At 36.7% G+C, this 25,990-nt stretch carries 27 protein-coding genes and 1 riboswitch; of the genes, 18 read left to right on the top strand and 9 right to left on the bottom strand.

Annotation, left to right across the window (positions count from 1 at the left end; genetic code table 11):
• Positions 1 to 21: 21 nt before the first annotated feature.
• From G9C87_RS11625 to serS, 9 genes are all read left to right on the top strand, one after another.
• The gene (locus G9C87_RS11625; protein WP_172281272.1) at positions 22 to 972 is read left to right on the top strand and encodes an MlaD family protein; all 951 of its coding nucleotides are present in this window, start codon (positions 22 to 24) and stop codon (positions 970 to 972) included.
• Positions 973 to 984: 12 nt separating this feature from the next.
• A complete protein-coding gene (locus G9C87_RS11620) occupies positions 985 to 2,316 on the top strand; it encodes a (Fe-S)-binding protein (RefSeq protein ID WP_172281270.1) in 1,332 nt (443 codons plus the stop codon).
• Between the two features lie 92 nt (positions 2,317 to 2,408).
• Positions 2,409 to 3,194, top strand: a complete 786-nt coding sequence (locus G9C87_RS11615) for a (Fe-S)-binding protein (RefSeq protein ID WP_172281268.1) — start codon at positions 2,409 to 2,411, stop codon at positions 3,192 to 3,194.
• Positions 3,195 to 3,225: 31 nt separating this feature from the next.
• Complete coding sequence (locus G9C87_RS11610) at positions 3,226 to 4,362, top strand: hypothetical protein (protein WP_172281266.1); 1,137 nt, start codon at positions 3,226 to 3,228, stop codon at positions 4,360 to 4,362.
• 23 nt (positions 4,363 to 4,385) lie between these two features.
• Positions 4,386 to 4,874 (top strand): hypothetical protein, encoded by a 489-nt coding sequence (locus G9C87_RS11605; RefSeq protein WP_172281264.1) that lies wholly within the window; start codon positions 4,386 to 4,388, stop codon positions 4,872 to 4,874.
• Between the two features lie 122 nt (positions 4,875 to 4,996).
• On the top strand, positions 4,997 to 6,130 hold the full coding sequence (locus G9C87_RS11600; RefSeq protein WP_172281262.1) for a glycosyltransferase: 1,134 nt from the start codon (positions 4,997 to 4,999) through the stop codon (positions 6,128 to 6,130).
• A gap of 1 nt (position 6,131) precedes the next feature.
• Entirely contained in the window at positions 6,132 to 7,394 is a 1,263-nt protein-coding gene (locus G9C87_RS11595) for a polysaccharide biosynthesis C-terminal domain-containing protein (RefSeq protein ID WP_172281260.1), read from the top strand.
• Positions 7,395 to 7,417: 23 nt separating this feature from the next.
• Positions 7,418 to 7,921 (top strand): hypothetical protein, encoded by a 504-nt coding sequence (locus G9C87_RS11590; protein ID WP_172281258.1) that lies wholly within the window; start codon positions 7,418 to 7,420, stop codon positions 7,919 to 7,921.
• Between the two features lie 72 nt (positions 7,922 to 7,993).
• The gene (gene serS, locus G9C87_RS11585) at positions 7,994 to 9,262 is read left to right on the top strand and encodes a serine--tRNA ligase (RefSeq protein WP_172281256.1); all 1,269 of its coding nucleotides are present in this window, start codon (positions 7,994 to 7,996) and stop codon (positions 9,260 to 9,262) included.
• Positions 9,263 to 9,313: 51 nt separating this feature from the next.
• Here serS and G9C87_RS11580 read toward each other — a convergent pair whose 3' ends face one another.
• The 9 genes from G9C87_RS11580 to G9C87_RS11540 form a co-directional block, all read right to left on the bottom strand.
• Positions 9,314 to 10,051 (bottom strand): hypothetical protein, encoded by a 738-nt coding sequence (locus G9C87_RS11580; protein WP_172281254.1) that lies wholly within the window; start codon positions 10,049 to 10,051, stop codon positions 9,314 to 9,316.
• A 17-nt stretch (positions 10,052 to 10,068) separates the two neighbouring features.
• Positions 10,069 to 10,794 carry a sulfite exporter TauE/SafE family protein gene (locus G9C87_RS11575; RefSeq protein ID WP_172281252.1) on the bottom strand — a complete coding sequence of 242 codons (726 nt, stop codon included), beginning with the start codon at positions 10,792 to 10,794 and terminating at the stop codon, positions 10,069 to 10,071.
• Positions 10,785 to 11,237 (bottom strand): FixH family protein, encoded by a 453-nt coding sequence (locus tag G9C87_RS11570; protein WP_172281250.1) that lies wholly within the window; start codon positions 11,235 to 11,237, stop codon positions 10,785 to 10,787. The genes G9C87_RS11575 and G9C87_RS11570 overlap by 10 nt, the downstream gene beginning before the upstream one ends.
• 100 nt (positions 11,238 to 11,337) lie before the next feature.
• Positions 11,338 to 12,792 (bottom strand): cytochrome c oxidase accessory protein CcoG, encoded by a 1,455-nt coding sequence (ccoG, locus tag G9C87_RS11565; protein WP_172281248.1) that lies wholly within the window; start codon positions 12,790 to 12,792, stop codon positions 11,338 to 11,340.
• Between the two features lie 95 nt (positions 12,793 to 12,887).
• Complete coding sequence (locus G9C87_RS11560; RefSeq protein ID WP_172281246.1) at positions 12,888 to 13,769, bottom strand: cbb3-type cytochrome c oxidase N-terminal domain-containing protein; 882 nt, start codon at positions 13,767 to 13,769, stop codon at positions 12,888 to 12,890.
• Positions 13,770 to 13,778: 9 nt separating this feature from the next.
• Positions 13,779 to 13,976, bottom strand: a complete 198-nt coding sequence (locus tag G9C87_RS11555) for a cbb3-type cytochrome oxidase subunit 3 (protein WP_089028120.1) — start codon at positions 13,974 to 13,976, stop codon at positions 13,779 to 13,781.
• Positions 13,977 to 13,992: 16 nt separating this feature from the next.
• On the bottom strand, positions 13,993 to 16,254 hold the full coding sequence (gene ccoN / locus G9C87_RS11550) for a cytochrome-c oxidase, cbb3-type subunit I (RefSeq protein WP_172281244.1): 2,262 nt from the start codon (positions 16,252 to 16,254) through the stop codon (positions 13,993 to 13,995).
• Between the two features lie 5 nt (positions 16,255 to 16,259).
• Positions 16,260 to 16,484, bottom strand: a complete 225-nt coding sequence (gene ccoS, locus G9C87_RS11545; protein WP_172281242.1) for a cbb3-type cytochrome oxidase assembly protein CcoS — start codon at positions 16,482 to 16,484, stop codon at positions 16,260 to 16,262.
• A gap of 109 nt (positions 16,485 to 16,593) precedes the next feature.
• Positions 16,594 to 18,969 (bottom strand): heavy metal translocating P-type ATPase, encoded by a 2,376-nt coding sequence (locus tag G9C87_RS11540; protein ID WP_172281240.1) that lies wholly within the window; start codon positions 18,967 to 18,969, stop codon positions 16,594 to 16,596.
• Positions 18,970 to 19,059: 90 nt separating this feature from the next.
• On the opposite strand from G9C87_RS11540, the gene G9C87_RS11535 reads away from it, so the two are divergent.
• From G9C87_RS11535 to G9C87_RS11495, 9 genes are all read left to right on the top strand, one after another.
• Complete coding sequence (locus tag G9C87_RS11535; RefSeq protein ID WP_172281238.1) at positions 19,060 to 19,773, top strand: Crp/Fnr family transcriptional regulator; 714 nt, start codon at positions 19,060 to 19,062, stop codon at positions 19,771 to 19,773.
• Positions 19,774 to 19,835: 62 nt separating this feature from the next.
• Positions 19,836 to 20,651, top strand: coding sequence for a 3-methyl-2-oxobutanoate hydroxymethyltransferase (gene panB / locus G9C87_RS11530; protein WP_172281236.1), 816 nt, complete (start codon positions 19,836 to 19,838; stop codon positions 20,649 to 20,651).
• Positions 20,651 to 20,974 (top strand): hypothetical protein, encoded by a 324-nt coding sequence (locus G9C87_RS11525; protein WP_172281234.1) that lies wholly within the window; start codon positions 20,651 to 20,653, stop codon positions 20,972 to 20,974. The genes panB and G9C87_RS11525 overlap by 1 nt, the downstream gene beginning before the upstream one ends.
• A gap of 7 nt (positions 20,975 to 20,981) precedes the next feature.
• Positions 20,982 to 21,659, top strand: a complete 678-nt coding sequence (locus tag G9C87_RS11520; RefSeq protein ID WP_172281232.1) for an RluA family pseudouridine synthase — start codon at positions 20,982 to 20,984, stop codon at positions 21,657 to 21,659.
• Positions 21,660 to 21,784: 125 nt separating this feature from the next.
• Positions 21,785 to 21,882: riboswitch (TPP riboswitch) on the top strand.
• 64 nt (positions 21,883 to 21,946) lie between these two features.
• Positions 21,947 to 22,153, top strand: a complete 207-nt coding sequence (thiS, locus tag G9C87_RS11515) for a sulfur carrier protein ThiS (protein ID WP_172281231.1) — start codon at positions 21,947 to 21,949, stop codon at positions 22,151 to 22,153.
• Positions 22,154 to 22,177: 24 nt separating this feature from the next.
• A complete protein-coding gene (gene thiC / locus G9C87_RS11510; protein WP_172281229.1) occupies positions 22,178 to 23,989 on the top strand; it encodes a phosphomethylpyrimidine synthase ThiC in 1,812 nt (603 codons plus the stop codon).
• Positions 23,986 to 24,591, top strand: coding sequence for a thiamine phosphate synthase (locus tag G9C87_RS11505; protein WP_172281227.1), 606 nt, complete (start codon positions 23,986 to 23,988; stop codon positions 24,589 to 24,591). The genes thiC and G9C87_RS11505 overlap by 4 nt, the downstream gene beginning before the upstream one ends.
• A gap of 3 nt (positions 24,592 to 24,594) precedes the next feature.
• Entirely contained in the window at positions 24,595 to 25,215 is a 621-nt protein-coding gene (locus G9C87_RS11500) for a thiamine phosphate synthase (protein ID WP_194304253.1), read from the top strand.
• Complete coding sequence (locus G9C87_RS11495; RefSeq protein WP_194304252.1) at positions 25,212 to 25,985, top strand: thiazole synthase; 774 nt, start codon at positions 25,212 to 25,214, stop codon at positions 25,983 to 25,985. The genes G9C87_RS11500 and G9C87_RS11495 overlap by 4 nt, the downstream gene beginning before the upstream one ends.
• Positions 25,986 to 25,990: the final 5 nt, after the last annotated feature.

The following is a 25,990-nucleotide window of genomic DNA, read 5'->3' as shown; positions in this document are numbered from 1 at the left end:
TCATTAGAAAAAAATTAGCAAGTGAAGTTCAGTAAAGAATTAAAAGCTGGTGTAATTGCACTTTTAGCTATCGTAGGCTTTGTGTTATTATTTCAATTTATGAAAGGCCGTAGCCTTTTTACTACCGATAATATATTTTACGCGAAATATGATAATGTTGAAGGGTTGGCACAATCCTCAGCAGTATCCATCAATGGCTTGAAAGTAGGGCAGGTTGATAAGATCATTCCTCAGACAAGCAAAGATGGGAAAATCAATTTTGTTGTTAAAATTACGGTAGATAATAAATTTGAGTTTTCAAAGAACTCTACTCTTGAAATTTTTGAGCCGGGATTAATGTCTGGTAAAGAAATGCGTGTTAACCTTGTATATGGAGGGGCAACGGCAAAAGATGGGGACACTTTAAAAGGAGCTTTCAAATTGGGGACATTGGGAAGCCTTTCTTCACAGGTAGGACCGGTTAAGGATCAATTGCAATCTGTTTTACATCGTGTTGATTCTTTGATGGCCAATGCCAATATGATTGTCGATGGGCAAAACAGGGCAGAGATCAAAGCTTTGCTATCCAATCTTAATAAAACTGTAGGCGCATTACAAACAACAGCAGGAAGCGTTAACAATTTAGTTGGACACAATGATCCTAAACTTCAGAAAGTTTTAGATGATGCGAGCTTAACCATGCAAAGTGGGAAAGTGACTTTAGATAAATATGGCAACCTAGCAGAGAGCATTGATACTAAAAGGTTGAATGCTACCATTGCTAATCTGGATGCTACCGTTGGTAAACTTAACCAGGTAATCGGAGGAATAGACAACGGACAAGGGAGTTTAGGGAAGTTGATGAAAGATGAACAGCTGTATAATAATTTGAACTCTGCATCTACGAATCTTAATTCGTTAATTGAAGATATGAAAGCCAATCCTAAGAGATATATCAATTTCTCCGTTTTTGGTAAGAATAATAAAGACTAATATTTACACCTTATGCAGTACATCGATAACGTTATTTTTCTGATTTTATTAATTGCTGGGTTTGGGTTGTTTGCTAAAAGCCTGATGAAAATTTACAGAAATATTCAGTTAGGCAAAGAAATCAACCGAAGTGATAAAAAGTCCGAGCGCTGGGAAACCATGGCACGTGTTGCAATGGGGCAGAGTAAAATGGTAAAGAGACCTGTAGCGGGTATTTTACACCTTTTTGTTTATGTTGGTTTTATTATTATCAACATAGAACTTATCGAGATTATTGTCGATGGGATATTCGGTACTCACAGGTTCCTTGCTTCGGTTTTTGGCCATAGCTTCTATAGCTTCTTTACAGCAACCCTGGAAGTATTGGCATTATTGGTCATCATTGGAGTTGTTGTCTTTTTTATCCGTAGAAATTTTTATGGAGTAAAGAGATTAACAATGAAAGAATTGTTTGGATGGCCAAAACACGATGCCAACTGGATTCTTATTATTGAGTTTGCACTTATGATTGCTTTCCTTAAAATGAATACAGCAGATTGGGTACTTCAGCAAAGAGGGCTTCTTCCCGAGCATGGAAGTTTTCCAGTTAGTTCAACATTATTGGGACCTATCTTCAGCAATTTTAGTGATGGCTTTTTGTTTTTCACAGAAAAAGCAGCCTGGTGGTTTCATTTTGTGGGAATTTTGTTCTTCATGAATTACCTTTATTATTCTAAGCACCTTCATATTATCCTGGCATTCCCAAGTACATGGTATGCTAATTTGGAGAAAAAGGGGAAATTCAACAATTTGGAATCTGTAACGAAGGAGATTAAACTGATGATGGATCCTAATGCTGATCCATACGCTGCGCCGGCAGAAGGCGCTGAAGCAGATGTTCCTTCCAAATTCGGTGCTGAAGATATATTTGATCTGAATCAGGTTCAATTACTGAATGCCTATTCATGTACGGAATGCGGACGATGTACTTCTGTATGTCCTGCAAATATTACCGGTAAAAAGCTTTCTCCAAGGTTAATTCTAATGAAGACCAGAGACCGTATGGAAGAGGTTGGAAGAAATATTGACAAGAATGGAAAGTTTGTAGATGATGGCAAAAAGTTACTGAATGATTATATAACGAAAGAAGAGCTTTGGGCATGTACTACTTGTAATGCTTGTACAGAAGCTTGTCCTATATTACTGGATCCGCTTTCCATTATTTTTGAAATGAGAAGATTTCTGGTAATGGAGCAATCGGCAGCACCACAGGAACTGAATTTGATGATGACTAATGTGGAAAATAATGCTGCTCCTTGGCAGTATAATCAGGCAGACCGTTTAAACTGGGCAAACGAGAACTAGATAATTAATCAATTTGAAAATTTGAAAAATTGATTTTACTCAACCTATTTTCAAATTTCCAAATCCTCATATTTTTCAAATCGTAAGAAAAGATGGATTTCAATATAAAAACAATGGCAGAATATGCTGCCGAAGGAAAAGCACCGGAAGTTTTATTCTGGGTGGGTTGCGCTGGTAGCTTTGACGACCGTGCAAAGAAAATTACGAAAGCTTTTTGTAAAATATTAAATAAAATAGGTGTTGAATTTGGGGTTTTAGGCCAGGAAGAAAGCTGTACAGGAGATCCTGCAAAACGTGCAGGAAACGAGTTTGTTTTCCAAATGATGGCATTAACGAATATTGAAGTCCTCAATGCCTATGAAGTGAAGAAAATTGTAACGGCATGTCCTCATTGCTTCAATACGCTTAAAAATGAATATCCAAGCTTAGGTGGACATTTTGAGGTAGTACATCATACTCAATTTCTTAAAAGTTTAATGGAGGAAGGCAGATTGAAAATTGAAGGTGGTGCCTTCAAAGGAAAGAAGATTACCTTCCATGATCCATGTTATTTAGGAAGAGCGAATAACGAATACGAAGCGCCAAGAATACTTTTGGAAAAACTTGATGCTGAGTTGGTAGAAATGAAACGTTGCAAAACCAACGGACTATGTTGTGGTGCAGGAGGAGCACAAATGTTTAAAGAACCTGAAAAAGGAAATAAGGATATTAATATAGAAAGAACTGAAGAGGCATTGTCTTTTGAGCCTAAAGTAATTGCTACTGGTTGTCCTTTCTGTAATACGATGATGACGGATGGGGTGAAACATTTCAATAAAAATGATGAAGTGGCCGTAAAAGATATTGTAGAGCTTCTTGCCGAGGCAGAAGATTTATAATATTGATCTATTGCTGATGTATTGATTCTTAATGAAGACAAAATGGAAAGTTTCCTTCCTTTTAGTAATTCTCATTTTATCTTACCTTACGTTTTGGAATTATAAAAACAGAATATACGATTGGGATATGCCAGGATATCTGGGGTGTTTATATACCTCCCGGTTTCCGGATTCTCCTGAAAAAGTAAGGAATCTTACTTTCGGTTTTATTGAAAAAGAAGCACCCGCAGATCAGTATAACGACATCATCGGATTGAAACCTGTAGACAGGGCAAGACAGGTTTTTAAAAACGATACACAATCTTTTACCGAACAAATTCCGTACTTCCAGATAAAGGCCGGATATAACCTGGCGATTTCCTTTTTTTACGAAATAGGATTTTCTCCTCCTATGGCAGTTTTAGTAGCGAGCCTTATTTCTTATTTTATATCCGGACTACTGTTATTTTATATCTTTACAATTATATTTCCTCAGAAGTATCTCATTGCAGCCGGGCTTACTATTGTAATAGCTCTATTACCTCCGATGACTTATATGTCCAGGGTTTCCACACCGGATATGTTTATATTTCAATTTTTACTTGTTTTTGCAATAGGTTGGATAAAACGCTGGAATAAATGGATCATGTTTTTGATTCTTTTAGGCATTACATTTACACGACCTGATTATATTCCTTTTACTTTGAGCTATCTGATGAGTGTTATTGTATTTGAATATTATAAGGATAAAAAGACTGATTTCTATATCCTGATCCAGGGAGTGGCACTTTTGTGTCTGTATATGTTTATTATCAAGTTTTATAATTATCCCGGATGGAAAAATCTTTTTTATGACTCTTTTATCTACAGAAGACCAACAATATCAGCTCAACCTGCGGTGTTTACTATTGAGGAATATCTTCATATCCTTTTAAATAAGATTATCTATTTTAAGAAAGTAAGTCTGATCTCTTTAAGTATGCTTGGTGCTATTTTTTATCTTTCTAAGGATCAGTGGGTAAGATTGTCTGCATGTCTTATTTTCGCCAATATTTATATTAAATTTATTTTTTTTCCGCATTCTTCGGGCCTTAGGTTCTTTTTTGGCTTCATTATACTCCTTTTTATAATATTGTTGTATGCCTTAAGTAAAAAATACAATGGTTTTAAACTGAATAAAATTGTGTAATTTTATACTTTAAATTTACAGCAATGAAGATTGAAGAATCCAATATAGTAGAAACAAGCGATTACAGAGTTATCATATATCCGGCGACAAGGCCTTTCACCACAAAAGAAGCTAAAGTTATTACAGAGAAACTGTACGACTTTCTGGCAGGATGGGCAGCCCACGGGAAACCTCTTTCATCATCTTTTAAAATTGAAAAGAATCAGTTTATCGTGATCTGTGTAGATGAAGAAAAAGAAATGGCTTCAGGATGCAGCATCGATGCTTTGGGAAAGGTAATGAGAGAAATCGATGCGGAGTATGAATTGGGGTTATTTGACAGAATGAAGGCGAGTTACGTTGAAGAAGGAGAAATCAAAACATTAAAATTGATCGATTTTAAGACAAAGCTTAGAAACGGAGAATTATCAAGGGATATTCAGGTATTTGATTTTTCTAAAAACACATACCTTGATTTTTTGAGTCATTTCCTGTTACCTCTTGATAAGAGCTGGGCTGCTGATATTAAATAAATTTATCGAAAGTCAAAAGAAAAGAAAAGCGGATTGTTCCGCTTTTTTTCTTTTTAAAGTATATTTGTATCCAACCGGATTTTTAACTCATTTTATTTATCCGGCTATCATTTTCCAGAACCATGCCTAAAATACTTTTTCTAACCACCGCACATAGATATGATGATGACAGGATCTTCTATCATCAGGCTAAAGAGCTTAAAGGGAAGGGGTTTGACGTGAAAATCTGTAGTTTGAGCTCCGGATACAAGGGAATTATTGACGGGATAGAAATTGAATCTTATCCGGTTTTAGACCAAAGCACGAGCAGTAAGATTAAGATTTTTAAAAGGGTTTGTGATAGTTTCCAGCCGGACAGTATCATAAGTTCAGAACCACTGGCGGTTATAGCTTCAAAAAAGATAAAGAAGGAACGGGGAATAAGTGTTATCTATGATATTACGGAATGGTATCCATCCAATAGAATGGTTGAAAACTTCTCATTTTTTCTAAAAGGGATTCATGCTTTTAAATTTTTGATGATTCAATTGTATGCAGGATGGATAAGTACTCATTTTATTTTTGGGGAAAACACCAAAAAATTTCCTCTGGCATACGTCTTTCCGTTTAAAAGGAATATTACTTTGCCTTATTTTCCCAATGATGTTTATATCCATCCGAATATTAAGAAATTAGATCCGAATAAAATAACATTGTGTTATACGGGACAGATTTCCAAAGAGAAAGGGATTGAAAATTTTTTTAAAGCTATTGATACATTAAGAAAAAAAAGACCGGAACTGGAGATTGCAATTCTGATTATAGGGTCATCAAGAAAGGAAAAGGATGAAAAATATTTTTCTTACTTACTTTCAAAGTACAATTGGGAAAATGTAACCATTAAAAAGCCTGCTTCTTTTGAGACTTTTACAGAAGCATATGCTGAAGCTGATTTATGTTTTGATCTTAGGGAAATGAGCTATGAAAACCATCATTGTTTACCAATTAAAATATTCTATTACGCTGCATCTGGAAAACCTGTTATTTATACCGATTTAAAGGCTACCCGGCAGCACGTAGATGTTTCTGAGTTTGGGGTTTTGGTTGATCCTGAAGATGATAATGCTATTTCAGATGCCATTATCAATTACATAGATCATCCTGAGATATATAACAGACATGCACTGAATGCCAGAAAAGAGTATGAGAAGAAATACAACTGGAATCTCATAAAAAAGCGTTTTACAGACTTCGTCAAACAATCACTTCCTAATTGATATGATGAAGCAAAATACAATTGTGAAAACGTTTATTTCCCGCTTTTTAATATTGATATTAAATTTCGGGCTGGTCATTTATACAACCAATATGTGGGGCAGTGAAGGGAAAGGGACAATTTCCATTGTGATTGCCGACCTTACCATCGTAGGCTTTTTCTGTAACATTTTTGTGGGAAGCAGCGTCATATATTTTGCCTCAAAATATAAAACGGAACAAATTCTTTTGTATGCTTATCTATGGTCTGTTTTAATAGGGATAGCTGTTCCGCTTATTTTTAGTATTATTCGTCCGGTAGAATATTTATACTATCTCATTGGACTGTCTGTTTTGTCTTCACTTCTTGCCGCTAATATTAACTTGTTTGTCGGGCAGCAGAATATCAGAATGTTCAATCTATATACTATTTTGCAGCAGGTGGTTCATATTGTTTTTATTATAATTATTGTATACCTTATTAACATTACATCAGTTGTTTCTTACTTTATAGCCCAGCTAAGTTGCTTTGCCGTTTTATTCGTAACCAGTAGTTTTCAAATCTTACGTTATTGTGAAATTGGCCGTATTTCATTTTCTAAAAAAATTCGTAATAAGCTGTTTGATTATGGTTGGAAGACACAATTAAGTGCTTTTCTCCAGTTTTTAAATAACAGGTTATCATTTTACTTTTTAGAATTTTTTAAGGGGATTACGAGTGTTGGTGTTTTTTCTATCGGAATTGCTTTTTCTGAGGCGATCTGGACTGTAAGTAAAAGTCTTTCTGTAGTTTTATATTCAGATGTGGTTAATACCAGCAATCATAACATCGCTATTGAAAAAACAAAGATATCTTTGAAGATTAGTTTTCTGGTTACCTTACTTTTTATTATAATCATTTTGCTTTTACCAGCCCAGTTCTATGTGATGATTTTTGGTAAAGATTTTAGCGAAACCAAACGGATTACCCTGTTTTTATCTCCCGGCATTCTGGCTATAGCCGTAAGTAATATAATAGGATATTATTTTGCCGGGGTGAATAAGCTGAGAATATTAAATATTAAATCTGTAATAGGGCTTATTTTTACGATCGTTTCATCCTTTTTTATCATTCCAAGGTGGGGAATTACAGGAGCCTGTATCATAACCTCTGTTTCCTATTGTATTTCATCCGGATTATTGTTCTGGAAATTTTATGAACTGACAGAGTTCCATATCCGTGATTTTATGATTTCAAAATCTGAAATTAATTTGTTGCTGAATAAAGTATTAAGAAAAAATAATTAAAATATGTTTTATCTTTGTTCGAAATGAGAAATGTTATATTCGGAATTCTGGTAGTTTTTTTTGCGCTTCTGAGCTGTAGAAGCGACGAGGATAGTATACAAAGGATAGATCAGATTGTTAATCTGTATATGAAGAACAGTGCCGGACAGGATTTATTGAATGCCAAAAAGAGCGGCTCATTTACCGCAATTTCAATGAATGATATCAATGGGATCAGCGATAATGCTCCGGTAAGTTTTGCATTAAAGGCTACGGCAGATTCTACACTTTATATTGAGTATATTGCGGGAGCCAGAAGAGTAACTGTAGATTCAATAAGCCCTGCAGATCGAACTTACGAATCCCGCATTACATTAGCACTTACAAAAAAGCTTACAGAAACTACCAATGATGTGACAAATGATGTTCTCAGAATCCAATATCATTGGACACCTTCCGTATTCGAAGTCTCCAAAGTATTTTATAATGATGAGCTGAAGTTTACAAAACAACCAGGTGCTCCAAATGTTGTTACCATTATAAAATAATTTTAAATTTGCAAAACTGTTAGCCTGGATGATCTATGGTTTAACATTCTAATCAACTAACATCCAAATAAAATGTTACAAGTTAATTTTTTACGCGATAACAAAGAGCGCGTTTTAGAAGGTCTGAAAAAAAGACAATTCAAAAATCTTGAGTTGGTAGACGAAGCTATTGCTACCGATGACGAAAGAAAAAAAATCCAGTTTGAATTAGATTCTCAACTTTCCGAAATCAATAAAATCTCCAAAGAAATTGGGCTTTTAATGAAAGAGGGTAAAAAAGATGAAGCAGAATCAGCAAAATCTAAAACAGCACAATTTAAAGAGTCGAGTAAAGAATTACAATCACAACTGGATGTAAAAGAAAAAGACTTATTAAATATCCTGTATCAGCTTCCGAATATTCCAAATGAGCTTGTAAAGAACGGAGCATCAGCAGATGATAATGAAATCATTTATCAGTCTCATGAAGTTGAAGGTCTTGGAGAAGGAGCAATTCCACACTGGGAGCTGGCAAAAAAATATAACCTTATTGATTTCGAATTAGGGGTGAAGATTGCAGGAGCAGGTTTTCCTGTTTATTTAGGAAAAGGGGCAAGAATGCAAAGAGCATTGGTGCAGTATTTTCTTGATAAAAATGTAGATGCCGGATATATGGAGGTAAATCCTCCTCACGTAGTTAATGAGGCATCTGGATATGGTACCGGACAATTACCGGACAAAGAGGGGCAAATGTATCATATCGGTGCGGATGATCTCTATTTGATTCCTACAGCTGAAGTTCCGGTAACAAATTTATATCGTGATGTTTTACTGGAAGAAAAAGATCTTCCTATTAAGAATACGGCATTTTCACAATGTTACAGAAGGGAGGCCGGTAGTTATGGAGCTCATGTAAGAGGATTGAACCGTCTTCATCAATTTGAAAAAGTAGAAATTGTAAGAATTGAAAAGCCTGAAAATTCTTATGCCGTTTTGGAAGAAATGGTTGAACATATCAAAGAGATTCTTACGGATCTTGAACTTCCTTACAGGGTATTAAGACTGTGTGGCGGGGATACAGGTTTTGCGTCTGCAATGACATATGATTTCGAAGTATGGAGTGCTGCTCAGGAAAAATGGTTGGAAGTAAGTTCTGTTTCTAATTTTGAAACATTCCAGGCGAATCGTTTAAAATGTCGTTATAAAACAGATGGCAAGTCTCAGCTGGTTCATACCCTAAATGGTTCTGCTATGGCCTTACCACGAATTATGGCTGCATTGCTTGAAAATAATCAGACCGAAGAAGGAATAAGACTTCCGAAAAAAGTGGCTGAATATGCAAAATTTGAATTGATTAATTAATACAGAAATATATAATATGAAAACCACCGGCATGCCGGTGGTTTTTTGTTTTTATTCTGTTGTAATAATGATCATTTTATCATCATGTTTGAACTTAAATTCTTTATCATAAAGTGCTTTAATATCGTATTCTATCCTAATCGAATGATCATCAACCTGCTGTACCCAGTCATGCTTTCCGGTAATGGATTTTATTTTGTTTTCAAATTTCAGAGTAGTTCCGATCTTCTTAAAAAGCATAGGTAACAAACCTTCAGCACTCTCGATTTCTTCTTGTGGTGTTTTTGATTTGAGCGCTTCCTCAATATTTTTAAGATTAAGATTTTCTGTATTGATCGTTAAGGTTTTACCATTCCAGTCATTATATACATTTTGATCAACAGGGAGCTGATAGCCTACGGAAAGACGATGGAGTGCATCATAATCAGGTTTTGAAAAATGGTCTAGTTTTAAAGAAAATCCTGCATATTCATTATTTTCTTTATTTGATTTCATAAAAACCTTCTTTAATATTTTTATGGAATCCTGATCCTTGATTTTACCTTTGTTTTTTTCTTTATCCAACTCATACATACTTGTCCAGGTTGTGGGAAGTTTATCCATTTCGCCAAGCTCCTTTTTCTGTAAAGAATCCGGTGTCATGGCTTTCATTTCGGCCATAAACTCACGCACATCGATATCCATAATCGTAGAGGACGCAGCATCTTTATAATAAACTATTTCAGAATTGATGGTACAGGATTGCAATGCCAAAAGGCACATCGTGAATAACAGGAATGTTTTTTTCATGGGTATAGTAAGATATTTTAATGACAGTTTACATCATGATTATGGCCTTTCTGGATTGTCATGGCTTCAGCTTTGGGAGAAATGTAAGGAATTCCCAATTCAAGTCCTCTAACGATAAAGAGCCCGCCTAAAATAATCATGATAATAGGGATGGCTTTTAAAACCTTCATCCTGAAAGCCTGATTCATGAGATTTCCGACAAGAACTATCGCAAACATGAACGGAAGTGTTCCTAATCCAAATAAAGCCATATATAAAGCTCCCTGCCATATTCCTCCGCTTGCTAGACTTGCCGTAAGAGCCATATAAACCATTCCACAAGGTAAAAATCCATTTAAAATACCCGTTGTAAATCTTGAACGATAGTCTGCTTTTTGAAGGAGCCTTCCTAAATTTGATTTTACTGAAAAAAGGAATTTGGAGAAAAAAGGAATTTTGGACGCAAAATCTTTTCCTCCAAAAGAAAAAATGGCCATAATAATCAACAGGATTCCAACACCGATTGTTAAGTACCGCTGAAATCCTGCCATTTCAAATCCTTGCCCAATGATACCAAGAATACCACCCAAAAGAGAATACGTAAATATTCTTCCAAACTGATAGGTGAGATTCTGAAGATAAAAATTAGTAGCCTGTTTCTTTGTTAATCCCATCGATAATGCAATAGGGCCACACATTCCGATACAGTGAAAGCCGGAAGCAAAGCCTAATCCAATTGCCGATAAAATAAGTGCTATTTCCATATCACATCATAATCCATTCTGTAGTTGACCTTGTCTCTTGTCCACATTAATCGTAGGGTATAACCTCCGGTTTTTAATACCTTTGAAGGAATAACAAACGATTGATTTGCATCCAATTGTTCAGATCTTTTGATATCTAAATTCTGGTCATCTGTTCTGTTTAAAACAAACTTTACAGTAGTATTGGAATTGTTATAATCTTTTGGGAATACTATTTTAATTCCATTTGTATCTTGAGTGTAAGCAGGTTTTTCCTTAAGTTCATCTGCTCTCCTTTTAGCATCTATCACATCCTGGTATTGTAATTCTTCTTCATAATAATTATCAGTTACCATTTCTGAATTTTTCTGCCCGTTCGGGAAAAGAAATAACATAGATAAAATAAAGATAATAAATGCAGCTAATGCCAATACAACACCGTGTCCCCAACTAAAGTTTTTCATTGCTTCCGGATTTTTTTATTTGTCTTGTAGTATATCATTAAAAAACCTCTGTCATTTTCATTTGACTACATGAATGCGAAAATATGGAGGTTTCTGAGAATTAAAAATCTAATTTAAATGGTCCTTCGAAATAAGTTTTATAAGAATCAACCAGTTTTCCTTTCATATCGTAAACACCAATTGTAATGTTTTGCTTAGATAACTTCATGGCATCTTCAGGAAAGCTTATGTTAATTGTCCCTTTCGATATCTTATCTCTTTCTACAGTAATTTTACTCGATGCACTGTAGATAATTTCACCTTTAGCAGGTTCTATTACTTTGATGGTTACAATTTTCTTGTCGTTTGTCTTATTTAAAAAAGTGTAATTATATGTATTGGTAATCTTACCATCCCTTACAAAGAATGTACTTCCTGCAGGTTTAATGAATTTAGCCTCCATTTCTCCGCGGTTGTACAGAAGGTAGCCGAGGAATCCAACAAGCAGTACGAGAACAACGGCAAATCCTTTCATCCTTCCCGTAAATTTGAATGGTGTTTGATTTTCAATCTCATTTTCAGATGCGTAGCGGATCAATCCTTTCGGAAGACCTACTTTCTCCATCACTTCATCACAGGCATCAATACAAGCGGTACAGTTCACACATTCCAACTGTTGCCCATCTCTGATATCAATTCCTGTAGGACAAACTACGACACATTGATGGCAATCTATACAATCTCCTTTTCCCGCAGCTTTTCTATCCTCGCCCTTTCTCCATTTTGACCTGTTTTCTCCTCGTTTGAAATCGTAGAATACATTGATGGTATCTTTATCAATTAATACACCTTGTAGTCTTCCATATGGGCAAACTAGTGTACATACCTGCTCCCTGAACCAAGCAAACACAAAGTAAAATGCTGCCGTTAGAAGAATCATTACGATGAAATTGGTTGGATTGGCAAAAGGACCTTCAGAAACAATTCTGAAGACTTCTTTATATCCCACGATATACATAAACATAAAGTGGGTAATGATCAATGATATTACAATGTATACAAACCACTTTAAACTTCTTTTCCAGATCTTTTCGCTATCCCATGGCTGTCTGTCCAGCTTCATCTGTTTGTTTCTGTCACCTTCGATAAGGAATTCTATTTTACGAAATATCGATTCCATAAAAATTGTCTGAGGGCATATCCACCCGCAGAAAATTCTTCCGAATGCAATCGTAAAAATAATAATGAATATCAAAGATGCTATAGCACCCAAAGTAAGGATAAAAAAGTCCTGAGGATAGAAAGGCTGTCCGAAAATAAAGAACTCCCTATCGATAACATTGAATAAAAGGAAAGGGTTACCATTAATTTTTAAGAATGGAACAGCAAAGTATATAACCAATAAAGTATAACTTACAATGTTCCTATAGTTGGTGTATTTGCCTTTAGGTTTTCTTGGGAACACCCATTTTCTTTTTCCGGATTGCTCCATAGTCCCTATAGAATCCCTGTAAGTCTCAGGGTCCAGAACCTGTCCCTGTCCGCCGCGTACTTCTATTTCTTCTATGTCTGACATTTTGTAGTGTATTTAAAAAAAGAAAAGCATAATTGGTTACTATTTTTTTTTCTAATAACAAATTATGCTTTTCATATGTTTTAATTTTCTTTAAATTATTCTTTTTCCCAATGAGCTTCTGTTCCCTGAGGAGCTGCTCCACCTTGAGCCGGTGTAATTGGTGGTTGTTCCTGATTGATGTGATATACAAAAGCTGCAATTTTCTCAATTTCGGCACCTGAAACCTCACCATTTTTACCAAACGGTCTCATGGCAGGGTTCGTAGGAGAACCATTCCAGTCCATATGGAAAACATTTTTAAATAAAGTCTTCTCTGGTTGGTTGATCCAGTAATTATCCGTTAAGTTCGGACCAATACCTCCTCTTCCGTCTTCTCCGTGGCAAGATGCACAGTTTGTTTTGAAAAGCTCTTTACCATCTGCAATATTATCAGCCGAATATTTCGCTGTTTCAATGGTTACAGGAGGCTGAGATTTTTCGTACTCTGCAATACTTGCGATTTGCTCTTTATATTCTTTTTCATATTCGCTTAATGGATGAGCGAAGTCTGTAAAAGAGTATGCACATATATATACAATACAAAAAGCAGTCCCAAAATAAAATAAACCTACCCACCATTTTGGTAATTGATTATCGAGCTCCATAATTCCATCGAAGCCATGGTCGATAAGGATGTCTTTTTCCTCTGTAACAGATTGCTTTTTGAATGCACTGTCATACATTCTTCTTAAGAAAGGAATCTTTTTCTCAGCAAGGTAAGCTGCTTTTTCTTCAGGAGACAATTTTTTGAATCTATTATTTTCAATCAGGTCTCCAATGGCGCTATGAATATAAGCTAAGATAGCACTTATCACAACAGTTCCCCAGAAGTATGGTGAAGCTAGAAACGAGTAGCTTTGTACAAATAAATAATAAAAAACTATTAAAAGTCCAATTATTATTAAAATGTTTACAACAACCGGTGTTCTTTGTTTCATAATAAATTTTTAATTTTTTAAATTAAAGTCGTCTTCGTCATCCTGCAGAGGAGCCTCTTCTTCTTCCTTGTAATATTTTTTAGGTCTGCTAAAAACATATATTACCAAAGCTACGAAGAACAGCATAAAGAAAATCAGAGCCAGCGTCTGGTAAAAACCAGCGTTTTCTGTATTGGATAATATATCTTTAAAGTTCTGAGGAATCATTGAGCTTTAATATTTTTTAGTTATTACTTGCTGTTTTTATTTCTGTTGTTTTGATATCAGTACCTAATCTTTGAAGATAAGAGATAAGGGCTACAACCTCTTTTTTCTCTAGCTCACCTTTAGGTCTCTTCGCATAAGCCTCTTTCAGGTCATTTGCTTCAGAGAAAATATCTTTTACAATCTTCGCTGCCTGGTTATCTGCCCACTTGTTTGCAGAATCTATCTGAGGCTTTGTATATGGTACGTCAAAAGTATTTTTCATCAGTAACATTTTATCAACCATTTTAGATCTGTCTAAGTTCGTAGCGATTAACCAAGGGTAACGAGGCATGATAGAACCCGCTGATGTCGATCTTGGGTTATACATGTGCTTATAGTGCCAAGAACTAGGGTTTTTCCCTCCTTCTCTATGTAAATCCGGTCCCGTTCTTTTTGAACCCCACAAGAATGGTCTGTCATAAACAAACTCACCCGCTTTTGAATATTGTCCGTTTTTACCGTTAAATCTTACGATCTCATCTCGGAATGGTCTTACCATCTGAGAGTGACAAGCGTTACAACCTTCACGGATATAAATATCTCTACCTTCAAGTTCCAACGGAGAATAAGGCTTCACTGCTGAAATGGTAGGTACACTTTTCTTAAGTGATAGAGTAGGTATAATTTCAACTGAACTACCGATAGAAATAGTGATGAAAGATAAAATACCTAATAATACAGGAGTTCTTTCTAACCATAGGTGAGTTCCTTCTCCTTCTTTTCTGTTTTTGCTGATGTTTGCTAAAGCAGGAGCTTCTGCAGGAACTTCTTTCTGGAATGATCCTTTTCTTACCGTTGCAACAACGTTTACGATCATTAAAATAGCTCCTGAAATGTAGAAGAATCCTCCTAAGAATCTCATTTTAAAATAAGGGATAATAGCTGTTACAGTATCCAACCAGTTTTTCCACAATAGTGTTCCGTCCGGATTGAACTGTTTCCACATCAAACCTTGAGTAAATCCTGAAATATACATTGGTACTGCATAGAAAATAATTCCTAAAGTCCCTAACCAGAAATGCCAGTTAGCTAGTTTTACAGACCATAATTTTGTTCTCCACAAGATAGGTACAAGATAATAGATTACACCGAATGCCATGAAACCATTCCATCCCAGTGCACCTAAATGTACGTGTCCGATTACCCAGTCTGTAAAGTGACCGATCTTGTTGATATTTTTAGTTGCTAAAAGCGGTCCTTCAAAAGTTGCCATACCATAACATGTAACAGCCACCACGAAGAATTTAAGGATAGGATTTTCTCTTACTTTATCCCATGCTCCTCTTAAGGTAAGAAGACCATTAAGCATTCCTCCCCATGATGGAGCGATAAGCATAATAGAGAACCCTGTTCCTACTGCCTGTGCCCATGCAGGAAGTGCAGTATACTGAAGGTGGTGAGGACCAGCCCAGATATATACGAAAATTAATGACCAGAAGTGGATAATAGACAGTTTATATGAGAAAACCGGTCTGTCTGCCGCTTTTGGCAAGAAGTAATACATCAAACCTAAAACCGGAGTTGTTAATACGAATGCTACTGCATTGTGACCATACCACCATTGTACGATAGCATCTTTTACCCCTGCATATGCTGAATATGATTTCCATCCTGTGAAAGATAACGGAACTTCTAAGTTATTAAAGATGTGAAGCATTGCTACTGCGATCCAGGTACCAATGTAGAACCAGATAGCTACATAAAGGTGTCTTACCCTTCTCTTAGCAATAGTTAAGAACATGTTGATACCGAAAATGATCCATGAGAAAGCAATTAATATATCGATTGGCCATTCGTGCTCAGCATATTCTTTAGAGGTGTTGATCCCCATAAAGAATGTAATGAACGTAGCAACAATCATAAACTGCCAAGTCCAGAAATGTAACCAAGATAATGTATCGCTATACATTCTTGTTTTTAATAATCTCTGTAATGAGTAATAAATACCGGTATAAACGATATTACAAACGAATGCAAAGATTACCGTGTTGGTGTGCAACATTCTGATTCTACCAAAACCAAATGCACCATGAGTATTAATTAGCCCTTGGATATTACCACTCTTCAAACTCTGAATGGTAGTATCATCTGTACCAAATAAAAATTCAGGAAGTTCAGGGTAGAAAAGCATTAAGGCTGCTGTAAGCCCGAACAAAAACCCTATAAGCCCAAAAACTATGGTCGCATAAAGAAATGCCCGAACAATACTGTTGTCATAACTAAACTTTTGTGTCTCCATATCAACTATTCACTTTTTTCTTCAATTTTATTATTTTCTCCTTTTTCTTTCTCGTCTGTTTTGTTGCCATCTTTCTCTTTCTCCTTTATTTCACCGGAGTCAAAAAGAATTCGTACAGCAGGAGATTCATCATCCTCAAACTGTCCTTTTCGGGCGTTAACTATAAAAACGACCAAGAAAATTGCAGCTAAAGAAACACTGCATAGGATCATTAAATATAGAATATCCATCAGACAACAAAATTAACCTATTTTCGGGGTTCAAATTTAGTGAAAAATAATGACATTCATCACGAAATACCGATTCTTGCTAATTTAAAATCAGTCTAAATAAGGGCTTCTACGCCTCTTTGGTAAAGTATTTCCGTCCTAAGATCCAGGTTGAAATTGTAGTGAATGCAACTACAGTGATTGAGCTTATTGGCATGATTATCGCTGCGAATAGCGGATGCATATGGCCTGTGACAGCGTAACTTAAGCCTACTATATTGTATAAAAAGCTTATTATGAATGTCATTTTAACAATAGTAATTGAGCCTTTGCAAACGTTCAGGTACCTGTCAAGGGTAACCACTTTGTCACCATTCATGATGACATCAGATGAAGGAGTAAAGGTATTGGTGTCATCTGCAATGGCTATTCCTACATTGCTTTGTTTCAATGCTCCTGCATCATTTAATCCATCTCCCAACATGGCAACTTTGTAATTTTTATCCTGGAGTTGCTTGATGTAATTTAATTTATCCTCCGGGCTTTGATTAAATGCCATCGCCTGATAGTTGGGGATAATTTCCTTTAACTGATTTTCTTCAGAAGAATTATCTCCGCTTAAAATGAAGATTTTATAATGGTTGAGCGTTTTGAATAAGTTTTTAAGGCGACTTCTATATTCATTTTTGAATATGAATTTACCTAGAAATTCATTGTTTTTACTGATGTAGACTGCCGTTTCAAGATTTTTAGATTCCTGATTATTATATTTTGCAGATCCTATCTTATAATGAGCTCCTCTTACAGTAGCCCCATATCCTTTCCCGGAGGTCTCAACGAAATTATCAACAGGGAAGTAGTCATCATTAATATCAATAAATTCGTATAAAGATTTTGAAAGCGGGTGATTTGAATTTTTTAATAAGGTTTTGATATTCAGTGAGTCGAATTCTGAAATGGTTGAACCTTCATACTTGATATTTGTTTTTTTGCGGTGGGTAATGGTTCCGGTTTTATCAAATACAAGTGTGTCGATTTTTGCAATTTTCTCAATGGTCAGGGTATCCTTCACATAGAATTTATTCCGCCCTAAAATCCTCATAATATGCCCGAAAGTAAAAGGAGCGGAAAGCGCCAGCGCGCAAGGACAGGCAATGATCAATATGGCAGATACCACCTGGAACATTTTTTCCAGATCAATGAATGACCAGTAAATTCCTGAAATTAAAGCTATGCCTAAGATGATAAATGTGAAATACTTGCTGATGTTATTGGTGAGAGTGTCAAGTCCTGTTTCGTATTTCTTAAATGCTTCCTTATTCCAAAGTTGAGTAAGATAACTTTGGTCCACATTTTTAATCACTTCAAGTTCAAGAGAAGATCCTATCTGTTTTCCACCGGCAAAAATTTTATCTCCCGGTTGTTTACTTATGCTTTCACTTTCACCAGTGATGAAACTGTTATCGATATTTCCTTCCCCGTTAATAAGAATAGCATCTACGGGGATGATTTCCTGGTTTCTAACCAGAATCCGGTCTCCTACTTTAACTTCTGAAAGTAAGATATTGTCCTGCTTTCCATCAAAATCGACTTTGGTAACTGCAATCGGATAAAAAGATTTGTAATCACGGTCGTATGAAAGAGCGCTATAAGTTCTTTTCTGAAAGGTTTTTCCTAGCAGCATGAAGAATAATAGCCCACAAAGTGTATCGAAATAGCCTGGTCCGTAGTCTGTTGCTACCTCATAAATACTTCTTCCGAAAAGAACGAAAATACCCAAAACAATAGGAACGTCAATATTAACGATCTTGTTCTTTAAACCATACCAGGCCGATTTGTAATAATCTGAAGCTGAATAGAAAACTACAGGAATGGCAAGCAGAAACATTAATGTTCTAAAAAGTCCTTTGTAGTGCTGCATCCAATAATCTTCACCTCCAATATATTCAGGAAAAGCAAGGAACATTCCATTCCCAAACGCAAAACCGGCAATGGCAAGTTTAACAAGAAGGGACTTATCAAGATGATCCACGTTTTTCTCTGCCGTTTCCAGGCTAATGACCGGTTTGTATCCGAGGTTGGTTAAAAATTTAGCGAGTTCGCTTAGTTTTAGATCGTTATGGTTGAAAGAAACCTGTAAGGTCTTTCTGGTAAAATTGACCTGTGAATATTTAATGCCGTCGTTCAGGGTATGAAGGCTTTCCAAAAGCCAGATGCAAGATGAGCAGTGGATTACAGGTATTTTAAAAGTCACAAGACTTGTATTGCCTTCTGAAAAATCGGTGACTTTTTCAAAAATTTCCGGGGTATCCAAATAATCGAACTGAGAGGAATTTTCGTCCGGACGAATTCCTGCTCTTTTATTCAGTTCATAAAAATTACTTAGATTGTTGGTATTCAGAATTTCGTAAACTGACTTGCAACCGTTGCAACAAAAAATTTTTTCATCAAAAAGAATTCGTTCTTTTTCTATGCCTTGACCACAATGAAAACAGTTCTCGCTCACCTCCATAAATTATTGAGGTACAAAATTATAACAAATTTTTTTGTTTATCGAGTTAAAATGTTCTATTTTTGTGATAAATGTCATATTAAAATGTCGCAGGAACAACAGATTGCAATTGAAGAGAGGTTCGCCAGAGTTTTTAATGATAAATCTTTTAAGGAAAGACTTTCAAGCGCAGATTTTGAAAAATACATTAGCACAAAAAAGAAATTAAAATTTCAGAAACACGATACTATTTTCGAAGATGGAGAAACTCCAAAGGGAGTATATTTTTTAGAAAATGGTGCTGCTAAACTTTCTAAATCCGGAGCCTTTGGAAAAGATCAGATCTTAAGGTTTATCAAAGAAGGTGATATTATTGGCTACCGTTCTTTGCTTTGCGGAGAAAATTTTCAGGCTAAAGCTGAAGCAATGACTGATATTGAGTGTACTTTTCTACCTGCAGATGTATTTATGTATCTTTTAGAGGTGGATTCTCAATTGTCTTTCGTAATGCTTCAGAAAATAGCTTATGAATTAGGAGAATCTTCAAACACGATTACTTTCCTTGCTCAAAAAACCGTAAGAGAGCGATTGGCTGAAATTTTATTGCTTCTGGAACAGAAATTAGGAGTAGATCCGGAAGGGTTTATCAAAATTTCTTTAACAAGAGAAGAAATTGCCAATATCATCGGGACAGCTACCGAGAGTGCTATCCGTCTGATCTCCGAATTCAAACAGGATGATCTGATAGAAGTGGACGGAAGAAACATCAAGATCCTCAACCACGACAAACTAATGAAACTAGGTCACGTAGTTTTATAAATCATAAAAAAAATTTAAGTCGGCGGAAGCCGACTTTTTAACTTTTAAAATATAGATACATTATGTCTGTTCATTCTGAAATAAAAAAAGTTACGACTGAAACCTTGCGTAAAATGAAGTTCGACAAGGAAAAAATAACAATGCTTACAGCCTATGATTTCACTACAGCAAAGATGGTAGATGCAGGAGGAGTAGATGCTGTTTTGATAGGAGATTCTGCAGCCAATGTAATGGCAGGTTTTGAAACTACGCTGCCTATTACTCTTGATCAGATGATCTATCATGCTCAAAGCGTTGTACGTGGAGTAGACAGAGCTCTCGTTATTGCTGACCTTCCTTTTGGAACTTATCAGAGTAATCCTGAAAAAGCGTTAGAGTCTGCCGTAAGAATGATGAAAGAGGGCGGTGCCCATGCTGTGAAAATTGAAGGCGGTAAAGAGATTTCAAAATCAATCAAGAAAATTGTTAATGCAGGAATTCCTGTGATGGGGCATTTAGGATTAACCCCTCAGTCTATTTATAAATTCGGAACTTACAAAGTAAGAGCGAAGGACGAAGCAGAAGCTGAGAAACTGATCAGTGATGCGCAGCTTTTAGAAGAATTAGGGTGCTTTTCTGTTGTTTTAGAAAAAATTCCGGCAGATTTGGCTAAAAAAGTATCAGAAAGTATCTCGATTCCGACAATCGGAATCGGAGCAGGCCCTGACTGTGACGGACAGGTTTTGGTTTATCATGATATGGTAGGAATGAACCAGGGATTCAGTCCAAAATTTTTGAGAAGATATCTTGATCTTTACAGTGAAATCACAGGGGCGGTTGCACAATATGTAAAAGATGTAAAAGAGGTTACCTTTCCTAATGAAAAAGAAAGCTATTAATGAGGGATAATCAACAGACTATACAAGGAGTTATTTCCGTTATCGCATTGATCTGCCTTGCCGTAGGATGGTTCAATTTCTTTTCACCGGAAACTAATGATATCCTCTCGAAAAGGGTATTTTACATCGTCATAGGAATAAGTTTTGCCATTCAGGCTCCTTTTCTGTCTAACAGAAATTTTGTATATCCAATGTATGCTGCCGCAGGTCTTTGTATTGTTGGCGCTTTTCTTCCATTGGAATCAAGGCTGGCTGCAATGAAAACGCTTGGGCTTCTTGCAGGGATTATTCTTTCTTTGTCGAACAGACGACAGACTAATTAAATGTAAAATGGAGGAGCAGATTGTTTATGAAGACAACCATCTCCTGGTTGTAAATAAAAAAGTCGGTCAGCTTGTACAGGGTGACAAGACCGGTGATGAATCGTTATTAGAATCAATAAAGAACTTTATAAAGGAAAGAGATGCTAAACCGGGAAATGTTTTTCTCGGTTTGGTTCATCGCATAGACCGTCCGACATCAGGTTTGGTTATTTATGCCAAAACCTCAAAAGCCCTTTCCCGTCTTACTCAGATGGTTAAAAACAGGGAAATTAAAAAAACATACTGGGCTGTTGTTGCTAAAGAAATGATTCCGCATCACCAGAGGCTGGTTCATTATTTAAAGAAAAACGAGAAAAATAATAAAGCCATTGTTTTTCCAAAGGCAACAGATGGAGCGAAAGAGGCAATTTTAACTTATAATGTTATTAAAACCCTGGACAATTATATGCTTCTTGAAATTGATCTGGAAACAGGAAGACATCATCAGATCCGGGCTCAACTTTCCAAGATTGGAGTTCCGATAAAAGGGGATTTGAAATATGGAGCACCTCGGTCAAATTCGGATGGAGGGATCAATCTTCATGCACGAATGCTTACATTCATCCATCCTGTGACCAAAGAAGAGATCAGAATTGTAGCTCCTGTTCCGCAAAATGATGCCATATGGAGAGCATGCGAAGAATAAGTCTGAATATAAAAGTTAATCTTAACATTATACTATTAAACATACAAAAGACCATCTAAAAACAGATGGTCTTTTTGTTTTTAATGAAATCATTTTGCCTGTTTTGAAAAAATAACTAACTTCGTCCCATACTTTAGGGGTGTCTGTTCACAAGCAGACTGAGACTTTACCCTTTGAACCTGATCTGGATCATACCAGCGTAGGGAAAAGTGAGATGACTTTTTGCTGTACATTTCTATTGTACTATTATAGCCATTCCTAAAGTGATTTATAACAAAAATCTTGGAATGGAACTTATAATCAATCACACACGGAAAACTTTCGATATTCCACCGGAAAACCTGGAGGCTTTGATGGCTCTGGAGGCACCCGGCCGCAAAAAAGGAATCGCTGTTGCCTTAAACAATCGTATTATTCCCATTTCCTCCTGGCAGAATACTGTACTTCAGGACCAGGATTCAATTTTAATTATTACCGCAACACAGGGCGGCTAATCTTCGTAAAACCCCAATAATTTTATGGCACATTCAATTACGCGTTCGCCATTTCCGAACTCAAAGAAAATTTATGTTGAAGGAAGCATTCATCCTATTAAGGTTGCTATGCGCGAAATCCTATTGAGCCCTACAAAGCTCAGCAATGGAACATTGGAGAATAATCCTCCTGTCACGGTTTATGATACGTCAGGACCTTATACGGATGAAAATTCGCAGATCGATATCCAGAAAGGACTTCCAAGAATAAGAGAGCAATGGATCCTGGAAAGGGGAGATGTAAAAATTCTAGACGGAATATCGTCCGAATATGGGAAAGCCCGTTTGGCAGATCCGAAACTGGATGAATTACGTTTTTCTTATAATCATAAGCCAAAAGTCGCTCTGGAAGGAAAAGAAGTAACCCAGTTATACTATGCAAAACAGGGGATCATTACCCCTGAAATGGAGTACATTGCCATCCGTGAAAACCAAAGAATAGAACAGCTTGATTTTATTTCCAAAGAAATGTCTTCCCAGCATGTCGGGAACAATTTCGGGGCAAGAACTCCTAAAAATAAAATTACTCCTGAATTTGTAAGAGAAGAGATTGCTGCCGGAAGAGCAATCATTCCTAATAACATCAACCACCCAGAAAGTGAACCGATGATTATCGGGCGGAATTTTTTAGTAAAGATAAATGCCAATATTGGTAACAGTGCTGTTTCTTCCAGTATCGATGAAGAGGTCGAAAAAGCAGTGTGGGCATGCAGATGGGGTGCGGATACTATTATGGATCTTTCCACAGGAAAAAATATTCACGAAACAAGGGAATGGATCATTAGAAATAGTCCTGTACCTATCGGAACTGTTCCTATTTATCAGGCACTTGAAAAAGTGAAAGGAGTTCCTGAAGATCTTACCTGGGAAGTATTTAAAGATACCCTGATCGAGCAGGCGGAGCAAGGCGTTTCGTATTTTACCATTCATGCAGGAGTGCTGCTCAGATATATTCACCTTACCGTTAATAGAGTAACGGGAATTGTTTCCCGTGGAGGCTCTATTATGGCTAAATGGTGTCTTTATCATCACAAAGAAAACTTCTTGTACACGCATTTTGAAGAAATTTGTGAAATCATGAAAAAATATGATGTAGCTTTTTCTTTAGGTGACGGACTTCGTCCGGGATCTATTGCAGATGCTAATGACGCTGCACAATTTGCAGAGCTGGAGACTTTAGGAGAGCTTACGAAGATTGCTTGGAAACACAATGTACAGGTAATGATTGAAGGTCCCGGTCACGTTCCGATGCATATGATCAAAGAAAATATGGATAAGCAGCTGGAAGAGTGCCACGAAGCACCTTTCTATACGTTAGGGCCGTTAACAACAGATATTGCGCCGGGCTATGATCATATAACTTCAGGAATCGGAGCTGCCATGATCGGATGGTTTGGATGTGCAATGCTTTGTTACGTTACCCCTAAAGAACATCTAGGACTGCCCAATAAAAAAGATGTGAAAGACGGGGTTATTACCTACAAGCTGGCAGCACATGCTGCGGATTTGGCAAAAGGACATCCAGGTGCTCAGTACAGAGATAATGCTCTGAGTAAGGCAAGGTTTGAATTCAGATGGGAAGATCAGTTTAATCTTTCCCTGGACCCTGAAACGGCAAAAGCATATCATGATGAAACATTACCGGCAGAGGGAGCAAAGATTGCGCATTTTTGTTCCATGTGTGGTCCTAAATTCTGTTCCATGAAAATTACTCAGGAAATACGGGAATCCGCTGAAATGGGTATGATGATAAAATCACAGGAGTTTATCGAGAACGGAAAGGAAATTTATTTATGATCATTGTCATAAGTCCTGAAAACATTTTAATCAATGAGGCAGAATGTGTCAATAAGATGTTTCAGGATGGGCTGGAATTATTTCATATCAGGAAACCTTTTATCACTGAGGAAGAAATGATCGTTTTTTTGGATCAGATCGATGCATCATTCCGTCATCGATTGGTAATGCACGGTTATTTTGACCTGGCAGCAGAATATGGAATTTCAAGAATACACTTCAGGGAACAGGACCGTATTAATGGATTGCATTCATGGCGTGCAAAAGGTTCGGTAATCTCTACATCGGTACATGATGTCATTTCTTTTAATGCTCTTGAACCCAATTGGGAATATGCTTTTTTCAGTCCATTTTTCTCAAGCATTTCAAAACCAGGATATGGAGAACATTCCACGGTTTTAGAGAAGATAGGACTTCGGAATAATCATGATGTAAAACTTATTGCTTTAGGAGGAATCTATGAGGAAAACATTGAGATAGCGCTGAAATTGGGAGCAGAAGGTCTTGCCTTGCTGGGAGGGATCTGGATGAATGAGCAACCTGTAAGGGCATTTAATCAGTGCAGGAATAGAATGTTGGAATATAATTATCAAAACAGGTAGAAATTGATCAAAGAAAAATTACAATATATTTCCCAGGGAAATACAAAAGAAGAACAGGAATTGAATATTCACAGGGCTCTGGACGCCGGTGTAAAGTGGGTGCAGGTTCGTTGGAAAAACGCGCCTGGGAAAGAGCTTTTTGAATTGTGTGAAAAATCAAAATTACAATGTACTGAATACGGAGCAATATGTATTATTAATGATCACATACATTTGGCAGAACTCGTAGATGCTGATGGTGTACATTTAGGATTAGATGATGATACAATCACTCAGGCAAGACAGATTCTGGGTCCTGAAAAAATAATCGGGGGAACAGCCAATACATTAGAGGATGTTCTGCAAAGAATTGATGAATCTTGTGATTATATCGGTTTGGGGCCATTGCGGTATACACCGACAAAGGAGAAATTAAGTCCGGTACTGGGCTTTGAAGGGTATCAGCAACTGATCCGGGATTTAGAAAAAAGATCGGTTAAAATTCCTGCAATCTATGCAATTGGAGGTGTACGTCTTGAAGATGTAGAATTATTACAGAAAATTGGAATCCATGGAGTTGCTGTCTCCGGACAAATTACAGGCAGGCCGTCTGTCGTTAATGAATTTATAAAATCTTTCAAATGAATCAAATACTAACAATAGCAGGAAGAAATTTCGAATCAAGGCTATTTCTGGGAACGGGTAAATTCGGAAATCTGGCAGAAATGACACAATCTATTATTGCATCAGAAAGCAATATGGTGACAATGGCACTGAAAAGAATTGATGCTCAATCTAAGGATGACGGTATTCTCACGGCACTGCAGCCCACCAATACCCATCTTCTGCCTAACACCTCCGGAGCCCGTACTGCCAAAGAAGCAGTACTGGCTGCGCAATTGGCCAGAGAAGCGTTAGAAACAAACTGGGTGAAACTGGAAATACATCCGGACCCTAAATATTTACTGCCGGATCCTATAGAAACATTATATGCAACGGAAGAACTTGCGAAGCTTGGGTTTATTGTAATGCCTTACATTCATGCTGATCCCGTTTTATGCAAACGGTTAGAAGACGCAGGGACAGCAGTGGTTATGCCATTGGGAGCCCCTATCGGAACGAACAAAGGTCTTCGGACGTTGGATTTCCTGGAAATTATCATTAGCCAGAGCAACGTTCCTGTGGTAGTTGATGCAGGAATAGGAGCCCCATCTGATGCGGCAAAGGCCATGGAAATTGGTGCTGATGCCGTGTTGGTGAATACTGCTATAGCCGTGGCAAAGGATCCGATCAGTATGGCAATTGCATTTAAGGAAGGGGTTATTGCAGGAAGAAGAGCTTACGAAGCCGGACTGGGCTCGATCAGTTCCCATGCTGAGGCATCAAGCCCCTTGACTTCATTTTTATTTGAATAAATCGT

This window comes from Chryseobacterium sp. LAM-KRS1, assembly GCF_013184525.1.
Classification (GTDB): Bacteria; Bacteroidota; Bacteroidia; order Flavobacteriales; family Weeksellaceae; genus Chryseobacterium; species Chryseobacterium proteolyticum.
Note: the sequence above shows the minus strand (reverse complement) of the source record. Positions and strands in the feature narration are given on the sequence as shown.

Excerpts from the sequence above, each read along its gene's own strand:
- G9C87_RS11520 (WP_172281232.1), top strand. The coding sequence starts at position 20,982 with ATGGAGGAGCAGATTGTTTATGAAGACAACCATCTCCTGGTTGTAAAT.
- G9C87_RS11610 (WP_172281266.1), top strand. The coding sequence starts at position 3,226 with ATGAAGACAAAATGGAAAGTTTCCTTCCTTTTAGTAATTCTCATTTTA.
- G9C87_RS11620 (WP_172281270.1), top strand. The coding sequence starts at position 985 with ATGCAGTACATCGATAACGTTATTTTTCTGATTTTATTAATTGCTGGG.
- G9C87_RS11535 (WP_172281238.1), top strand. The coding sequence starts at position 19,060 with ATGTCGCAGGAACAACAGATTGCAATTGAAGAGAGGTTCGCCAGAGTT.
- thiS (WP_172281231.1), top strand. The coding sequence starts at position 21,947 with ATGGAACTTATAATCAATCACACACGGAAAACTTTCGATATTCCACCG.
- G9C87_RS11575 (WP_172281252.1), bottom strand. The coding sequence starts at position 10,794 with ATGGAAATAGCACTTATTTTATCGGCAATTGGATTAGGCTTTGCTTCC.
- panB (WP_172281236.1), top strand. The coding sequence starts at position 19,836 with ATGTCTGTTCATTCTGAAATAAAAAAAGTTACGACTGAAACCTTGCGT.
- G9C87_RS11605 (WP_172281264.1), top strand. The coding sequence starts at position 4,386 with ATGAAGATTGAAGAATCCAATATAGTAGAAACAAGCGATTACAGAGTT.
- ccoN (WP_172281244.1), bottom strand. The coding sequence starts at position 16,254 with ATGGAGACACAAAAGTTTAGTTATGACAACAGTATTGTTCGGGCATTT.
- G9C87_RS11595 (WP_172281260.1), top strand. The coding sequence starts at position 6,132 with ATGATGAAGCAAAATACAATTGTGAAAACGTTTATTTCCCGCTTTTTA.
- G9C87_RS11580 (WP_172281254.1), bottom strand. The coding sequence starts at position 10,051 with ATGAAAAAAACATTCCTGTTATTCACGATGTGCCTTTTGGCATTGCAA.
- G9C87_RS11570 (WP_172281250.1), bottom strand. The coding sequence starts at position 11,237 with ATGAAAAACTTTAGTTGGGGACACGGTGTTGTATTGGCATTAGCTGCA.
- ccoS (WP_172281242.1), bottom strand. The coding sequence starts at position 16,484 with ATGGATATTCTATATTTAATGATCCTATGCAGTGTTTCTTTAGCTGCA.
- G9C87_RS11555 (WP_089028120.1), bottom strand. The coding sequence starts at position 13,976 with ATGATTCCTCAGAACTTTAAAGATATATTATCCAATACAGAAAACGCT.
- G9C87_RS11600 (WP_172281262.1), top strand. The coding sequence starts at position 4,997 with ATGCCTAAAATACTTTTTCTAACCACCGCACATAGATATGATGATGAC.
- ccoG (WP_172281248.1), bottom strand. The coding sequence starts at position 12,792 with ATGTCAGACATAGAAGAAATAGAAGTACGCGGCGGACAGGGACAGGTT.
- G9C87_RS11495 (WP_194304252.1), top strand. The coding sequence starts at position 25,212 with ATGAATCAAATACTAACAATAGCAGGAAGAAATTTCGAATCAAGGCTA.
- G9C87_RS11615 (WP_172281268.1), top strand. The coding sequence starts at position 2,409 with ATGGATTTCAATATAAAAACAATGGCAGAATATGCTGCCGAAGGAAAA.
- G9C87_RS11590 (WP_172281258.1), top strand. The coding sequence starts at position 7,418 with ATGAGAAATGTTATATTCGGAATTCTGGTAGTTTTTTTTGCGCTTCTG.
- serS (WP_172281256.1), top strand. The coding sequence starts at position 7,994 with ATGTTACAAGTTAATTTTTTACGCGATAACAAAGAGCGCGTTTTAGAA.
- G9C87_RS11525 (WP_172281234.1), top strand. The coding sequence starts at position 20,651 with ATGAGGGATAATCAACAGACTATACAAGGAGTTATTTCCGTTATCGCA.
- G9C87_RS11505 (WP_172281227.1), top strand. The coding sequence starts at position 23,986 with ATGATCATTGTCATAAGTCCTGAAAACATTTTAATCAATGAGGCAGAA.
- thiC (WP_172281229.1), top strand. The coding sequence starts at position 22,178 with ATGGCACATTCAATTACGCGTTCGCCATTTCCGAACTCAAAGAAAATT.
- G9C87_RS11560 (WP_172281246.1), bottom strand. The coding sequence starts at position 13,769 with ATGAAACAAAGAACACCGGTTGTTGTAAACATTTTAATAATAATTGGA.